Annotated in this window: 13 protein-coding genes and 1 pseudogene; 10 read left to right on the top strand and 4 right to left on the bottom strand. The window is 62.7% G+C overall.

What is annotated here, in order from left to right; all coding sequences use genetic code 11:
- Positions 1–42 precede the first annotated feature (42 nt).
- The 9 genes and pseudogenes from ON753_RS18975 (at position 43) to msrA (ending at position 8,852) form a co-directional block, all read left to right on the top strand.
- Positions 43–732: a sulfate transporter family protein gene (locus ON753_RS18975; protein ID WP_265964418.1), complete on the top strand. Its 690-nt coding sequence runs from the start codon at positions 43–45 to the stop codon at positions 730–732.
- Between the two features lie 110 nt (positions 733–842).
- A complete protein-coding gene (locus tag ON753_RS18970) occupies positions 843–1,775 on the top strand; it encodes a glutaminase (protein ID WP_265964416.1) in 933 nt (310 codons plus the stop codon).
- 187 nt (positions 1,776–1,962) lie between these two features.
- Positions 1,963–2,361 carry a succinate dehydrogenase, cytochrome b556 subunit gene (gene sdhC / locus ON753_RS18965; protein ID WP_265964414.1) on the top strand — a complete coding sequence of 133 codons (399 nt, stop codon included), beginning with the start codon at positions 1,963–1,965 and terminating at the stop codon, positions 2,359–2,361.
- Between the two features lie 10 nt (positions 2,362–2,371).
- The gene (gene sdhD / locus ON753_RS18960) at positions 2,372–2,755 is read left to right on the top strand and encodes a succinate dehydrogenase, hydrophobic membrane anchor protein (RefSeq protein WP_265964412.1); all 384 of its coding nucleotides are present in this window, start codon (positions 2,372–2,374) and stop codon (positions 2,753–2,755) included.
- Between the two features lie 5 nt (positions 2,756–2,760).
- Positions 2,761–4,586, top strand: a pseudogene (sdhA, locus tag ON753_RS18955) (succinate dehydrogenase flavoprotein subunit).
- 113 nt (positions 4,587–4,699) lie between these two features.
- Positions 4,700–5,599 carry an FkbM family methyltransferase gene (locus ON753_RS18950; RefSeq protein ID WP_265964410.1) on the top strand — a complete coding sequence of 300 codons (900 nt, stop codon included), beginning with the start codon at positions 4,700–4,702 and terminating at the stop codon, positions 5,597–5,599.
- Positions 5,600–5,603: 4 nt separating this feature from the next.
- Positions 5,604–6,386, top strand: coding sequence for a succinate dehydrogenase iron-sulfur subunit (locus ON753_RS18945; protein WP_265964408.1), 783 nt, complete (start codon positions 5,604–5,606; stop codon positions 6,384–6,386).
- Positions 6,387–6,600: 214 nt separating this feature from the next.
- Positions 6,601–8,019 (top strand): cell envelope integrity protein CreD, encoded by a 1,419-nt coding sequence (gene creD / locus ON753_RS18940; RefSeq protein ID WP_265964407.1) that lies wholly within the window; start codon positions 6,601–6,603, stop codon positions 8,017–8,019.
- 188 nt (positions 8,020–8,207) lie between these two features.
- Entirely contained in the window at positions 8,208–8,852 is a 645-nt protein-coding gene (gene msrA, locus ON753_RS18935) for a peptide-methionine (S)-S-oxide reductase MsrA (RefSeq protein ID WP_265964405.1), read from the top strand.
- Positions 8,853–9,086: 234 nt separating this feature from the next.
- Here msrA and ON753_RS18930 read toward each other — a convergent pair whose 3' ends face one another.
- The 4 genes from ON753_RS18930 to ON753_RS18915 all read right to left on the bottom strand — a co-directional run bounded on the left by ON753_RS18930 (position 9,087) and on the right by ON753_RS18915 (position 13,223).
- A complete protein-coding gene (locus tag ON753_RS18930) occupies positions 9,087–9,746 on the bottom strand; it encodes an outer membrane protein (protein ID WP_265964403.1) in 660 nt (219 codons plus the stop codon).
- A gap of 83 nt (positions 9,747–9,829) precedes the next feature.
- Positions 9,830–11,719: a DNA helicase RecQ gene (recQ, locus tag ON753_RS18925; RefSeq protein ID WP_265964401.1), complete on the bottom strand. Its 1,890-nt coding sequence runs from the start codon at positions 11,717–11,719 to the stop codon at positions 9,830–9,832.
- A 120-nt stretch (positions 11,720–11,839) separates the two neighbouring features.
- Positions 11,840–12,736 (bottom strand): GNAT family N-acetyltransferase, encoded by an 897-nt coding sequence (locus ON753_RS18920; RefSeq protein WP_265964399.1) that lies wholly within the window; start codon positions 12,734–12,736, stop codon positions 11,840–11,842.
- A 109-nt stretch (positions 12,737–12,845) separates the two neighbouring features.
- Complete coding sequence (locus tag ON753_RS18915; RefSeq protein WP_265964397.1) at positions 12,846–13,223, bottom strand: MAPEG family protein; 378 nt, start codon at positions 13,221–13,223, stop codon at positions 12,846–12,848.
- A gap of 272 nt (positions 13,224–13,495) precedes the next feature.
- Here ON753_RS18915 and ON753_RS18910 point away from each other — a divergent pair, with 272 nt between their 5' ends.
- Positions 13,496–13,951, top strand: a complete 456-nt coding sequence (locus ON753_RS18910; RefSeq protein WP_265964395.1) for an arsenate-mycothiol transferase ArsC — start codon at positions 13,496–13,498, stop codon at positions 13,949–13,951.
- The last annotated feature ends 27 nt before the right edge of the window (positions 13,952–13,978 follow it).

The following is a 13,978-nucleotide window of genomic DNA, read 5'->3' as shown; positions in this document are numbered from 1 at the left end:
TTCCTATGTGCATGAGGTCCACGATCCGACCGAAGGGGTTCCATGTTCCAGGCAGCTTCCCGAGCCATGTCTCAGGTTTTCGAACGGCCTTTCCGGTCGATCTTCTGGAAAATGCTCGGATTCACGCTCGCCGTCCTGTTGGTGATCTGGGTCGTGTTGCAGGGCCTGGTGGTGAATTTTCTCGAGCTGCCCTATGGCTGGATGGACACGGTCGTTTCGGTCCTCACCGGCATCGGTGCCGTGTTCGCGCTCGGGTTTCTGATCGCGCCCATTTCGGCGCTGTTTGCGGGCCTCTTTCAGGACGATGTCGCCGATATTGTCGAAGCGCGGGATTATCCCGGCGACCGGCCCGGCAAGGCGCTGCCGCTTGCGCAATCGGTCGGCCAGACGATCAAGTTCACCGGCGTCGTGATCCTCGGCAATATCCTTGCCCTGCTGCTGCTGCTGATCCCGGGCGTCAACCTGGTGGCATTCTTTGTCGTGAACGGCTATCTGCTCGGCCGCGAATTCTTCGAATTCGCCGCCATGCGCTTCCTGCCTCCGGCAGAGGCCAAGGCTTTCCGCAAAGCGAGGAGCGGAACCGTGTTTATCGGCGGCCTCGTCATTGCCGCCCTGCTGGCCGTGCCGGTGCTGAACCTGGTCACCCCGATTTTCGCGACCATATTCATGATGCATCTTTTCAAGCTGCTTTACGCCCGCCAGCCCGGATATGCGGGAGCCCGCGAGGGTTGATATTCCGGACCGCGGTCCTGAATGACGGCGTCCGCTGACTGCCGACGCTTTCCAGGACTTGCATCTTCGCCGGCAATCTGAAGAACTGCCAAGCCAGTATGGAGAGGCAGATGCAGAAACTGCTGGAAGAGATAGCAACCACCGCCGCGACCAATCCCGACAAGGGCAGGGTGGCGACCTATATTCCCGAACTGGCGGGCACGGACCCGAACCAGTTCGGGATTGCGGCCGCCATGGCCGACGGGCGGGTTTTTTCGGCCGGCGATGCCGACGTTCCGTTTTCCATCCAGTCCGTCTCGAAGGTCTTTGCGCTGGCGCTGGCGCTCGGCCGTGTCGGCGATGCCATGTGGACGCGGGTCGGGCGAGAGCCTTCCGGGCTTTCCTTTGATTCGGTCCTGCTCCTGGAACGTGAGAACGGCATTCCGCGCAATCCCTTCATCAATGCCGGTGCGCTGGTGACCACGGACACCTACCTTGCCGGCTCCAGCCCGCGTGAAGCGCTTGGCGAGCTTCTGCGCTTCATCCGGGCCGCCGCGGACGATGATGGCATTCATATCAACGAGAAGGTGGCGCGCTCGGAACTGGCCACCGCCCACCGCAATTATTCGCTGGCGCATTACCTCGCCTCTTTCGGCAACATGCAGGCATCGATCGACAAGGTGCTGGGGACCTACTGCCACCAGTGCGGGGTCGAGATGACCTGCCGCCAACTGGCCATGGCCGGGCGCTTTCTCGTCGACGGGGACAAGATGCCCGCGCTCGTCTCGGCCGAACGGCGCCGCCGGATCAATGCGCTGATGATGACCTGCGGCCACTATGACGGGTCCGGGGATTTCGCCTTCCGCGTCGGCATGCCGGGCAAGAGCGGCGTTGGCGGCGGCATTCTGGTGGTTTCGCCCGGGAGGGCCTCCATCGCCGTATGGTCTCCGGGTCTCAACCCTTACGGAAACTCCAAGCTCGGCACCGAGGCGATGGAAGCCTTCGCCCGCAAGACCGGCTGGTCGGTTTTCGGAGTTCCGCAAGGCCATGAGCAGGTGACCTAAAGGTGAGGTGGCGGCGTTTAATGTTGCGCCACGGCAATTTAAACGATTCAGAAGTGGTTTCGATGCAATTAGGCCTATAGGATATTTTGACGTTTAGACGCGTTGGCGCTAGAACCCCTCTAGACAACGCTTTGATTTGCTTACGTTTACGTGAACGGAAGGCAGCGTCGTACGGGAGAGGAATTCCATGTCGAACGCCGATCTGCGGGGCAACCGCCCGCTGTCGCCCCATCTTCAGATTTATAGACCGATCATCACGATGGTCATGTCGATCCTGCACCGCATGACGGGCGCGGCGCTCTATTTCGGCACCATCTTCCTGGCCTGGTGGCTGATCGCCGCCGCCGCGGGTCCGTCCTATTTCGATCTGGTCAACGGCATCTACGGATCCATCATCGGCCGGCTCGTCCTGTTCGGCTTCACCTGGGCCCTGGTGCACCACATGCTCGGCGGACTGCGCCATCTCATCTGGGATACGGGTGCCGGCTTCGGCGAAAAAGCCCGCATATGGCTCGCCAGGGCCAACATCATCGGCTCCGTTTCCCTGACGCTGATCCTGTGGATCATCGGCTACGCGGTTCGCTAAGGAGAGCGTCATGAAGGATATGCGCACCCCGCTCAACAAGGTTCGCGGCCTCGGCTCGGCCAAGGAGGGCACCGACCACTTCTGGAAGCAGAGGCTGACAGCGGTCGCCAACCTGTTCCTGATCTCGTTCTTCGTGATCCTGGTGATCTCCATGCAGGGCTCCTCGCACGGCGACGTGGTCGAGATGCTGCGGAACCCGCTCATCTCGATCGTCCTGCTCCTGGTGATCCTCTCCGGCACCTATCACATGAAGCTCGGCATGCAGGTGATCATTGAAGATTACATCCATGCCGAAGGCATCAAGTTCATAGCGCTGATGGCGAACATTTTCTTCTGCGCCTTTATCGGTTTCGGCTGCATTTTCGCAGTGCTCAAGATTGGCTTTGGAGGTTAACCCGGATGGCCAGGACGTATGAATTCGTCGACCATACCCATGACGTGGTCGTTGTCGGCGCCGGAGGCGCGGGCCTGCGCGCGACACTCGGCATGGCCGAGCAGGGGCTGCGCACCGCCTGCATCACCAAGGTGTTCCCGACACGCTCCCACACGGTGGCTGCCCAGGGCGGCATCGCCGCGTCCCTGAAGAACATGACGCCGGATTGCTGGGAATGGCACATGTACGACACGGTCAAGGGCTCCGACTGGCTCGGCGATGTCGACGCCATGGAATATCTCGCCCGGGAAGCGCCCAAGGCGGTCTATGAGCTGGAGCATTACGGCGTGCCGTTCTCGCGGACCGAAGACGGCCGCATCTACCAGCGCCCTTTTGGCGGCCACATGCAGAACTACGGCGAAGGCCCCCCGTGCAGCGCACCTGCGCGGCGGCCGACCGGACCGGCCACGCCATCCTGCACACGCTCTACGGCCAGTCCCTGCGCAACAACGCGGAATTCTATGTCGAGTATTTCGCCCTCGACCTGATCATGTCCGAGGACGGCGTCTGCCAGGGCGTGATCGCGTGGAACCTCGACGACGGTACCATTCACCGCTTCGCGGCCAAGATGGTGGTCCTGGCGACCGGCGGTTACGGCCGGGCCTATTTCTCCGCGACCTCCGCCCACACCTGCACCGGCGACGGCGGCGGCATGGTGGCCCGTGCGGGCCTGCCGCTGCAGGATATGGAATTCGTCCAGTTCCACCCGACCGGCATCTACGGCTCCGGCTGCCTGATCACCGAAGGGGCCCGCGGCGAAGGCGGCTATCTGGTCAACTCCGAAGGCGAACGCTTCATGGAGCGCTATGCGCCGTCGGCCAAGGATCTGGCCTCCCGTGACGTCGTCTCCCGCTGCATGACCATGGAGATCCGCGAAGGCCGCGGTGTCGGCAAGGAGAAGGACCACATCTTCCTGCATCTGGACCACCTGGATCCGGCGATGCTGGCCGAGCGCCTGCCGGGTATTTCGGAAAGCGCCCGCATCTTCGCCGGCGTCGATGTGACCAAGGAACCGATCCCGGTCCTGCCGACCGTTCACTACAACATGGGCGGCGTTCCGACCAATTACTGGGGCGAGGTCCTGAACGCGGACAGCGACAATCCGAACCGCATCCAGCCCGGCCTCATGGCTGTCGGCGAAGCCGGCTGCGCATCGGTTCACGGCGCCAACCGTCTTGGCTCCAATTCCCTGATCGATCTTGTGGTCTTCGGCCGCGCCTCCGCCATCAGGGCAGCGGAAGTGGTCGATCCGAAGGAATCCGTCCCGACCCCGAACGAAGCGAGCTGTGACAAGGTCATGGACCGCTTCGACCGGCTGCGCAACGCGAACGGCGCAATCCCGACCGCCGATCTGCGCGACAAGATGCAGCGCGCCATGCAGGAGGACGCGGCCGTCTTCCGCACCCAGAAAACCCTGGAGCAGGGCTGCAAGCGTCTTTCCGACATCTGGGGCGAATTGAAGGACCTCAGGGTCACCGACCGCTCGATGATCTGGAACTCCGATCTGGTGGAGACACTGGAGCTGGAGAACCTGATGGCCAACGCGATCACCACGGTCTACGGCGCGGAAGCCCGCAAGGAAAGCCGCGGCGCCCACGCCCGCGAGGACTACAAGGACGGTCCGTTCGCAGGCCGCGACGACGAGAACTGGCGCAAGCATACGCTGGCCAGGGTGAACGAGGCCGGCGATGTGACGCTGGACTACCGTCCGGTCGTTCTCGACCAGCTGACCACCTTGGAGCAAGGCGGCATCGACCCGAAAAAGATCGCGCCGAAGGCGCGTGTCTACTAGGGCATCCTACGCCGGAAATGGCGCAGAAGATGTTCTGGCAATTTTTGAAAGCGATCAACGCTCCTGCATCCAGGCACTGCGGCCCGAATGCAGGTTGATCTAGGAGCACTGTATTGAGCCAGGCGGCGACCCAACTGGACACGAGCAGCCCGTTCGGCACCTATCCGGCCGAACGGCTGGTCCGGGCTGCCTGGCGTCTTGCCGACCGCCACGATCTCTCCAGACAGGTGCGCCGGCGGATCCGCTCCCTGGTCTCGCGGTTCTTCAAGGGACCGTACGACCTTGAGGCGGACGGTCTGAAGTTCCGGATCTATCCGGGCGAGAATTACGACGACCGCAAGATCCTCGCCAAGGGCCGGCTGCCCGAGCGCGAGGAACACCGGCTGATCGCGCCGCATCTGGGGCACGGCAAGGTCTTCGTCGATATCGGTGCCAATATCGGCTCCTATTCCATATTCGCCGCCGGTCTCGGCGCCGAGGTTCTGGCGATCGAGGCCAACCCGCAGACCGCGGACAAGCTGGCGTTCAATGTGCGCGCCAACGAGCTGCACAACGTGGCCGTCGTCAATTCGGCGGTCGGCCCGCGCGAGGAAACGCTGCCGCTGTGGCAGGAGCCGAGCAATTGCGGCTTTGCCACCTTCGTGAAGGACCTGACCACCGGCGAGTGGGCGGGCGACTGGACGCCCACCTTCATGAAGCTGCGTCCGCTGACGGCGATTGCCGAGGAGCACGGGCTGGCGCGGATCGATGTTCTGAAAGTGGATGTGGAAGGGTTCGAGGACCGGGTGGTGCTTCCCTTCCTCAGGCACGCGGACATACGCCTCTGGCCCCGCGTGATCCTGCTGGAAACAAATTGCCGGCCCTACTGGTCCGAGGATTGCCTGCACGAACTGGCAAGCCGGGGCTACAAGGTGACCGGCCAGACGAATGACAACATGGTCTTCGAGCTCGGCGAGCGGGCCGCAGGACCAACCGGCCCGGACGCGACTCCAGGGCCCAACGCGGAGCAGTAACGAGATGGTTCAGCTGACGCTACCCCGGAACTCCCAGGTGACGGCAGGCAAGGTGTGGGACAAGCCGGAAGGCGCGACCAATGTGCGTGAGTACCGCATCTACCGCTGGAACCCGGACGATGGCCGCAATCCACGGGTCGATACCTATTTTATCGATGCCGACGACTGCGGTCCGATGGTTCTGGACGGCCTCATCTACATCAAGAACAAGATCGACCCTACCCTGACCTTCCGCCGCTCCTGCCGCGAAGGGATCTGCGGTTCGTGTGCGATGAACATCGACGGCACCAACACCCTGGCCTGCACCAAGGGCATGGACGAGATCGCCGGCGACGTGGTCAAGATCTACCCGCTGCCGCACATGCCCGTGGTCAAGGACCTCGTGCCGGATCTGACCCGCTTCTACGCCCAGCACCGCTCGATCGAGCCCTGGTTGAAGACCATATCGCCCCCGCCGGAAAAGGAATGGCTCCAGTCTCATGAAGACCGGGAGAAGCTGGATGGTCTCTATGAGTGCATCCTGTGTGCCTGCTGCTCCACCTCCTGCCCCAGCTACTGGTGGAACGGCGACCGCTATCTCGGTCCGGCGGTCCTGCTGCAGGCCTACCGCTGGCTGATCGACAGCCGCGACGAGGCAACCGGCGAGCGCCTGGACAATCTGGAAGATCCCTTCCGCCTCTACCGCTGCCACACCATCATGAACTGCACGCAGGCCTGCCCCAAGGGCCTCAATCCGGCAAAGGCCATTGCCGAGATCAAGAAGATGCTCGTGGAACGGCGGGTCTGATTTTCGGACCCATGTGCTGTTCGTGGAGGCCGCCGCTCGAGGCGGCCTTTTCATTTGCCCGATTGTCATTCGGGCCCCTGCACGAAATCTGCTGAAACCCTGCTGGAAAGTCCCGCATTTCCGCCCCGGAAACTCCCGAAAGAACCGCGATCCTCAGCCCATTGACCGGGCGCCCGTAACCTGCGGGCACCCATCATTGAAAGGGTTGTGCCATATGACGAGCGATACGGATCTGAATTCTTCCGATGCGCCATCCGGCCGGCAGCCGCCGGCCGGCAGATCTCTTGCGTTCTTCAATTCTCCGGCCGCCAAGCTGGTGCTGATCGGCTTCGTCACACTGATGCTCATGGTGCCCAGCACCTTTGTCTGGGTCCTCATAGAAGAGCGCGCGGACCGGGCACGGGACGTGGCGGTCGACATTGCGAAGTCCTGGGGCGGGGTGCAGGCGGTCAACGGGCCCTACCTCGTCGTCCCGTTCAGCGAGACCCGTGTCACGGGATCGGGCAACAAGGCCAGGACCGAAATTCACCAGCGCACCGCCGTCCTGTTTCCCAAGAAGCTGGAGGTGGCCGGGGACATCACGGTGGAAGAGCGCCGGAAATCCATCTATTCGCTCCCCGTCTACAAGGGCCGCTTCAATTTGAAGGGAGCGTTCGCGCGCCCGCCGGAAGCGATGTTCGAGCCGCGCCATGGCGGCACGATCGACGTAGCGGCGGACAAGGCGGTTCTGGTGATCGGCATCGGCGATGTCACGGCGCTCAAGAGCGAAGTGGTGCTGGCGCTGGACGGTGTCCAGGCCATTCCGTTCGAACCCGGGCTCGGGCTCCTCTCCCGGAATGCTTCCGACACCGTCCGCTCCCTGCAGTCGTCCGGGATCAATGCCGCCGTCCCGGCGCCAAAATGGCGCAACGGCTTTTCCTTCAATATTCCACTCCAGCTCAACGGTTCCACGGCATTCTATGTCGCCCCTGCCGGTCAGACGACCAAGGTGGCCCTGCAGTCGGATTGGCCGCATCCGGGATTTACCGGTACTTTCCTGCCGGAAACCCGGACGATCTCGGACACCGGCTTTGAGGCCGACTGGACCATTCCCTATCTCGCCCGCGGCACGCCGGGCGTACAGGAAACCGATCAGTTGCCGCTCCAGGACAAGCTTCTGGGGGTGAAGTTCGTCGACCCGGTCAACTTCTACCAGACGATTTCCCGGTCGCTGAAATACGCCATCGGCTTCATAAGCCTGACCTTCCTAGCGGTCTTCGTTCTGGAAATGCGGACCGGTTGGCGGTTCCACTGGATCCAGTACGGCCTGGTCGGACTGGCTCTCATCATCTTCTACGTGATGCTGCTCGCCTTTGCCGAACATGCCGGCTACGGCCCCGCCTATCTGATTGCGGCAGCGGCGGCGACCGTCCTCAACGCGGTCTATGTCGGCACGTCCCTCAAGAGCCGTACCGCCGGACTGACCATGTTGCTCGTGCTGGCGGTGATCTTCTCCGTGCTCTTCGCCCTGATGCAGGAACAGGACTATGCCCTGCTGATCGGCTCCGCGATCGCGTTCATCTCCCTGGCCGCAACCATGTTCGTCACCCAGAAGATCGACTGGTCCGGTAGAACCGTACCCATGACGGCATAGCCTGGATCACAGACGGAAGACGGGCCTTTGCCCGTCTTCGCGTTCTGCCCCCGGGAAAGGTCCCGAAGAAATGAAATCCGCTCTGCCATCACGGCACCCTCACGGTCTTTTGCGCAAGGACAAAGCGGAGTTGAGTTGCCCGCGCGGCCCGGCACGTTACCTCTAGCGGCAACAATGGAGGACCTGTCATGAAGCGCTTGCTGCCGCTGTTTCTCGCTACCGCCCTTGCCGGTGCGGCTCCGCTCGTTCCCGCACAGGCGGAAACGGCCATTCTCGCCGGAGGCTGTTTCTGGTGCGTGGAGGCGGACCTTGAAAAGCTGCCCGCCGTGCGCGAGGTCGTTTCCGGCTATGCGGGCGGAGAGACCGAGGATCCGACCTACAAGACCTACGAGCGCGGCGGGCACCGCGAGGTGGTGAAGGTCGACTTTGACCAGAGCAAACTGAGCTACGGCGATCTGGTCGGGATATTCCTGCGCACCATCGACGTGACCGATCCCGGCGGCCAGTTCTGCGACCGCGGCTTCGGCTATTCCAGCGCGATCTATCCGCTGGACGAGGAACAGGCGCGCCAGGCAAAGGCGGAAATCGAAGAAGCGCAGCAGGTGCTGGACGCAAAGGTCGTCACGCCGGTCGAAGACCCGGCTGCCTTCTGGCCGGCGGAAGACTACCATCAGGGCTTTTACAAGAGCGACGTGCGCACCCTGACCCGCTTTGGTTACGTCACCCGCGCCGAGGCCTACGAAGGCTACCGCAAAGGCTGCGGCCGCGATGCGCGGGTGAAGGCTGTGTGGGGCGGCGAAGCTTTCAAGGGATTGCCGAAAGCCGGCGGGTAAAGGCCCGCCTGCGACCTATGTCAAACCTTCGGATTGTCCTCCCGGACCCAGCGAAGCGAAGATCCGGGATCGGCGAGCCGAGGTCTTCCGTATAGAAATGCAAAGCTAATGGCTCTCCGGTTCCGGCGCGCGCTACGCCTGGCCGGAATGACGAAGGATAGGCAGGACCTGCCGGCAAACCTCAGTTGCCAGTGGCCGCCTTTCACAATCGGTCGTGCCTGAGCTCCACAGACCCTAGAACCGATGCCCGATGCCGGCATTGAAGACGTCGGCATTGCCGTCGGCGGAAAAAGGCGACCAGCCCGAAACGTTGTATGTCTTTTCGTCAAACTGGTAGTGCTTGTAATCCACCCGCGCAAAAACATTGTCGGTGAGGCGGGCTTCGACACCGCCGCCGGCCACGAAGCCGACATGGATGTTTTCATCCGAGGCGCCATCACTCTTGCGCTCGACCTTGTAGTTGCCGAAGCCGACCCCGGCCGAAAGGTAAGGCATGAAGCGTCCGGCGTCATATCCGATGCGGACCGTGGCGGCACTCAGCCAGTTGGAGCTCTGCCGCGCGCTGCCGGATCTGGTGTCGCCCCGGAAATTCGTCAGCGCACCTTCCAGGCTCGCGCCGAAAATGACGCGGTTGGCTTGCTGATCGTAGCCGATCGAGCCGCCGACCAGGCCCGAGCGGAAGAACGCGTCCAGTCCCAGACTGTCCGTGCCGCTCAAAAATCCGCCACCGGCGAAAACAACGGCATTGAAACCCGTCCAGTCGGCCCGGGTCAGCCGCAATTGTTCGACCGTGCCGAAATCGGCGGCGGGCATCTCGTTTACGGGAATGTCGGCCGCCATCGGTGCCGACGAAAAGCCGGCCACGGCGACCAGGAAAATGGAAGGAAAACGCATGTGAATACCCCTTGCAACCTATAGGGGTTTCTTCCCGCAAAATTCTCAAGAAATCATTAAGGTTAAGGATCTTGGCTAAACATCTAGACGCCGGCTTCGAAGGCCTCGACCACGTCGAGAAACGCCGCGCCGTATCTTTCCAGCTTGGTCTGGCCGACGCCGGAAACGGCCAGCAGCGCGTCCGCGGAGACCGGGCGCGCCGCGGCAATGCCGGCAAGGGTCGAATCGGGGAAGACCACATAGGGCGGCACGTTCTGGTCGCGGGCGATCTGCGTCCTGAGGCGCCGCAGGCGCTCGAACAGGAGCTTGTCATCGTGGTCGAGCTCATCGGCAATCGAGCCGGTCCGGGAGTTGCGGGTCTTCTTCAGCCCGGCCGCGCTGCGGTCCCGGCGCAGGGCGATCCTTTCTTCTCCGCGCAGGGCGGATCGTGATTTTTCCGTCAGCACCAGCGCACCGAACTGGGCGTGGTCCACGTCCACATACCCGGCAGCAACGAGCTGGCGGGCGATCGATTGCCATGTCTTCTGCGCCACGTCCTGGCCGATGCCGAAAACCGACAGGTTGTCATGGCCGAAACGGGAGATCTTCTCGTTCGTCTTGCCAAGCAGCACGTCGATGACATGGCCGGTGCCGAAGCGCTGCCCCGTGCGGTAGATGGCGGACATCAGCTTCTGCGCCGCCTCCGTTCCGTCCCAGGTCTCCACCGGTGACAGGCAGGTATCGCAATTGCCGCAGGGCTCCGGGTAGGTCTCGCCGAAATGGGCTAGCAGCGCCTGCCGGCGGCAGCCGGCGGTTTCGCAGATGCCGAGCAGGGCGTTCAGCTTGGCGTTTTCCGCCCGCTTCACCTCGTCCGGCGCGTCGCCTTCCGCGATCATGCGCCGCCGCTGCACCAGATCGGCCATGCCATAGGACATGAACGCTTCGGAAGGTGCCCCGTCGCGTCCGGCGCGCCCGGTTTCCTGATAGTAGGCTTCCACCGATGAGGGCAGGTCCAGATGCGCGACATAGCGCACGTCCGGCTTGTCGATGCCCATGCCGAAGGCGACGGTGGCCACAAGGCAAAGTCCTTCTTCCAGGAGGAAGGCATCCTGGTTCGCGGCGCGTTGCTCCGCCGGCAGCCTCGCGTGATAGGGAAGGGCCCTGGTGCCCTTGCTCGTCAGCCACTCGGCGATTTCTTCCACCTTGGCCCGCGACAGGCAGTAGACGATGCCGCTCTCGCCCTCGTGTTTTTTCAAAAAGTCCAGCAACTGCTGGCGCTGATTGGTGCGCTCGACGATTTCGTAGCGGATGTTCGGCCGGTCGAAACTGGTGGAAAAGACCTCGGCCTCTTCCAGCTGCAGCCGCGCCAGGATGTCCTTTTGCGTGTGCGGGTCCGCGGTCGCCGTCAGGGCAACGCGGGGCACGCCCGGATAGCGTTCGCTCAGGCAGGACAGCGACAGATATTCCGGCCGGAAATCGTGGCCCCACTGGCTGACGCAATGGGCCTCGTCGATGGCGAACAGCGAGATCTCGAGCGTGTCGAGGAACCGGCGGAACGTCTCGTTGCCGAGCCGTTCGGGGGTGACATACAGAAGATCGATTTCCCCGCGCCGCAGGCTTTCGCGCAGGGCCGCCTGATCGTCCGGGGAAAGGGTCGAGTTCAGGGCCGCGGCATTGACGCCGGCGGCGCGCAGGGCGCCTACCTGATCCTTCATCAGCGCGATCAGTGGTGAAACGACGATACCCACGCCCCGCCGGCAGAGCGCCGGGATCTGGTAGCACAGAGACTTGCCGGCCCCGGTCGGGAACAGCACGACGGCATCGTTGCCGTCCACCAGCGTCTCGATGACCGCCTGCTGCTTGCCCCTGAAACTGCTGTAGCCGAACACTTTCTGCAAAACGGCAAGCGGCTTCGGTTCCGGGCGGATCGCCGGAGCGGCATGGGGCTGAACGGGCGGGATTTCATCCGCGGCGGTCGCGGGCGAAACGGACATGGGGCAATGCTTCCTCAGATTTCCCAAGCACCATGTCTTATTCGCGCCGCAAGGGCAATCAACGCCGGCCCGCGCCTGTGGATGACGCAGGACGCATCGGCAGAAAACGTCAGGGAGGCGTCAGAATTCCGCGTCCGGATTGGTGGCCAGCGTTTCGGAGCAGTGGATGCGCATCTGTTCGGTCAGCTCGCCAAGGTCCCCCTCGAGGCGTTCCGGCCGGATCGGCTTGCCGAAATGCACGCGGAACCTGGCGTTCTTCTTGTTGAGCAGCTCGTTGAAGACGGTCATGTCCCGCAACTCGGTCGAGACCCGGGCAAGGAAATAGAAGAGACCGGAATTGCGCCCGCCCATATGCATCGGGATGATGGGCGCCTTGTTCTTGCGCGCCAGCGCCAGCGCGGATGTCATCCACGGCCGCTCGGTCAGCCTGCCTTCGTTCCAATAGGCCAGCCGCCCGGAGGGAAACAGGACAACCACGCGTTCCTTGGTGAAGGCCGTGGAGGCGAGTTTGAGCGTTTCCTTGGATTTCTCCCGACTTTTGAAGTCTGCCCGCCACTCGACCGGGATGATCATGTCGGCAAGGCGCGGGTTGATGCGGATCGCGTCGCGATTGGCGAAGATCGCGAAGTCGGTGCGCCTGGACTTGATGGCATCGTAAAGGACGACACCGTCGGCGATACCGGTCGGATGGTTGGAGACCAGCACGACGGGCCCTTCGCTCGGGACGCGGTCGAGGCCCAGCGTGGTGACGTCAAGGGTCAGCAGCTCGCTCAGATGGGCGAAGACGTCGAGTGCTTCCATCTGGGCGATCGTGTCAGCCATCTCGACCGCGGACTTGTAGCGCAGGAACTTGTGCGCGACGGGTCTGATGAACGGCCACCATGGGCTCGCCATCACCAGTTTTCCACGTTCGGCTATCAGAAGGTCGACGATGTGGCGATCGGCCAGCTGCCGTTGAGCCGTGCGCTCGCGTTGCGCCGGCAAGGTGTTGTCCGTTGTCTGGTCAGTCGTCCGCACAATACACCTCTGCCTGTCGAGGAACTGCAATACATGCTGGCATCGTTACCGAAACCAGCGGCCCGTGCAAATGATCCATTGAAGAAATTTTTGGTTTCGTCGTGCCGTTTCAGCTCCAAAGGGAGCTGGTGAATAGAGCGATGCTTGTCAAGAATGCCACCGCCCATGCCAGAGAGCGCGGAGTGGCCCGATCGGTCCAATAGCAGAATACGTAAATCACTCTCAGCATGACAAAGAGGACGGCCAACCGGTCGATCCACTGCGGGTCGCCGCCCTGGCTCATCGCCACGAGAACGGCAATGGCAAAGAAGGGAAAAACTTCGAAGCCGTTGGCCTGTGCGGCCTGCGCGCGCGCCCGGAAGCCGTGGCGCCAGTAGTCCGGGTCCCGGGGATTGGCATTGTCGAACTCCTTGCTCAGCTTGGCGGGAAACGCCGAAAGGACGGGCAGAAGAGCGGCGATCAGGATACACCAGATGGCTGTCGGCATGGATCATTCCTTTTCAAAAAGCCCGGGAGGGGAGAAGGCCGGAGCGGATTCAGTCAAATGGCAGAGAAAACGGCCACGGGTCATGCGGTGGAGAGCCGCACTCGCTTCAAGGATGTGGAGGATATCCTCATGTAATTCAGACTTGCCGGGTTATTGTCATAAAGATTTCCCGCCAAGAGTGTAGGAGGGGGCAGCCTGCGACCGGATGCGCGCAGACAGGATGCTCCAGGCGGCGCAATCCGCCCGACGTGATCTCTTGATAAGGTGCTCTTGTGACAAAGACCTCCGTCCTGTTCCTTTGCCCGGACAACAGCCTGCTGGGACCATTGGCCGAAGCCTATCTGAATTTCAAGGCCGGGGGGCTGTTGCGGGCATTTTCCGCGGGCATCGAGCCGGCGGCCGGTCTGAACCGGAATGTCCACCGGCTTCTGTCCGCGGAAGGTGTCGACACGGTGGGGCTTGCGCCGAAACCGGTCGGCATCTTCCTGATGCCGCATGCGGTCATTCCCGACAGGGTGATCTACCTTGCGGACATGGACCCGATCGAACCGCCGCATTTCTGGAAGGCCACGACCTCCAGCCACTGGTGGAGCATTGCCCGCAACCCGCAGCTTGCCGACACCTTCGGCGCCTGCGCGGACTGTTTCCTGCGGATCAAAACGGCGATCGACCGCCTGGTGGAGCCGCCCCGGGCCGCCGGCAAGCCGCTCATGTGGAACGTGGCCTGATCCACGCCTTTGCGCCTTCCGCGGCCG

This window comes from Roseibium salinum, from assembly GCF_026240905.1.
In the GTDB taxonomy this organism is placed as follows: Bacteria; Pseudomonadota; Alphaproteobacteria; order Rhizobiales; family Stappiaceae; genus Roseibium; species Roseibium salinum.
The sequence above is the reverse complement of the archived record's forward strand: the minus strand, read 5'-3'. Positions and strand labels throughout refer to the sequence as shown.

Bases quoted from the DNA above. Each gene is read 5' to 3' on its own strand.
- ON753_RS18975 (WP_265964418.1), top strand. From the start codon at position 43: ATGTTCCAGGCAGCTTCCCGAGCCATGTCTCAGGTTTTCGAACGGCCT.
- ON753_RS18970 (WP_265964416.1), top strand. From the start codon at position 843: ATGCAGAAACTGCTGGAAGAGATAGCAACCACCGCCGCGACCAATCCC.
- sdhC (WP_265964414.1), top strand. From the start codon at position 1,963: ATGTCGAACGCCGATCTGCGGGGCAACCGCCCGCTGTCGCCCCATCTT.
- sdhD (WP_265964412.1), top strand. From the start codon at position 2,372: ATGAAGGATATGCGCACCCCGCTCAACAAGGTTCGCGGCCTCGGCTCG.
- ON753_RS18945 (WP_265964408.1), top strand. From the start codon at position 5,604: ATGGTTCAGCTGACGCTACCCCGGAACTCCCAGGTGACGGCAGGCAAG.
- creD (WP_265964407.1), top strand. From the start codon at position 6,601: ATGACGAGCGATACGGATCTGAATTCTTCCGATGCGCCATCCGGCCGG.
- msrA (WP_265964405.1), top strand. From the start codon at position 8,208: ATGAAGCGCTTGCTGCCGCTGTTTCTCGCTACCGCCCTTGCCGGTGCG.
- ON753_RS18930 (WP_265964403.1), bottom strand. From the start codon at position 9,746: ATGCGTTTTCCTTCCATTTTCCTGGTCGCCGTGGCCGGCTTTTCGTCG.
- recQ (WP_265964401.1), bottom strand. From the start codon at position 11,719: ATGTCCGTTTCGCCCGCGACCGCCGCGGATGAAATCCCGCCCGTTCAG.
- ON753_RS18915 (WP_265964397.1), bottom strand. From the start codon at position 13,223: ATGCCGACAGCCATCTGGTGTATCCTGATCGCCGCTCTTCTGCCCGTC.